Origin of the sequence: Kitasatospora sp. LaBMicrA B282 (genome assembly GCF_050325825.1) — a bacterium.
Lineage (GTDB): Bacteria > Actinomycetota > Actinomycetes > Streptomycetales > Streptomycetaceae > Kitasatospora.
Genome location: NZ_JBNQTI010000387.1, coordinates 1 through 678 on the forward strand (window position 1 = coordinate 1; position 678 = coordinate 678).

The 678-nt window shown below is 70.4% G+C and carries 1 protein-coding gene; it reads right to left on the reverse strand.

What is annotated here, in order from left to right; genetic code table 11:
* Positions 1-318 (reverse strand): hypothetical protein (locus tag ACQRUO_RS39600; RefSeq protein ID WP_428321023.1); only part of this gene is annotated, 318 nt, incomplete at its 3' end.
* Positions 319-678: the final 360 nt, after the last annotated feature.

The window sequence follows — 678 nt, forward strand, 5'->3', positions numbered from 1 at the left end:
CTCCACGCCCCCGGTGACGCTGATGTGCACGATGCCGGTCCCGGTGTACGTCAGGCTGCCGCCTCGGTAGATCCCCGCCCCGCCCTCAGAGCTGTTGGTGATGGTGACGGTGGTGTCGCCGCCGGTCAGGTTCCAGGCCTGGTTCAGGCCCTGGGTGCAGCGGTAGTTGAAGCCGAGCAGGCCCGGCAACGGGTCGGTCTGGACACAGCCCGCCGGAAGGTCGGCAGCGCGGGCAGGCGCGCTCACGGCAACGGCGGTTGCGGTGCTGAGGAGGGCGGCGGTGGCCAGGGCCACCATCCGGGAAGTGGGACGGGACACGGGCATCGCGACTCCCTTGGAGTGCATTCGGGCACGGGACACGGGGAGTCATAACCACCCCGCCCCTACACCCCGCCCGCGGCCCCGTCATTCCGCCGGATCGGATCAATTGTCGGATTCTCGGACCACCAGCCGGCCAACGTGGACCCTTCGCCGATGACGGGCCCCGCCTGGCGACCGCGAACTCCCCTCCCGGCCGGAAGAGACAGCCGTGAGCCCGCCCTCCCCGGGGCCCGACGCAGGACATACCCAACCATGACCGCTTCTGAGTGGGTGGTTTGAGGGTGTTTCACCTGGTCGGCGCAGTTGGTGGGTTGGTGGGTTGGTGGGGCCGGCGCGCGCCGGGGGTTGGGTGGTGGT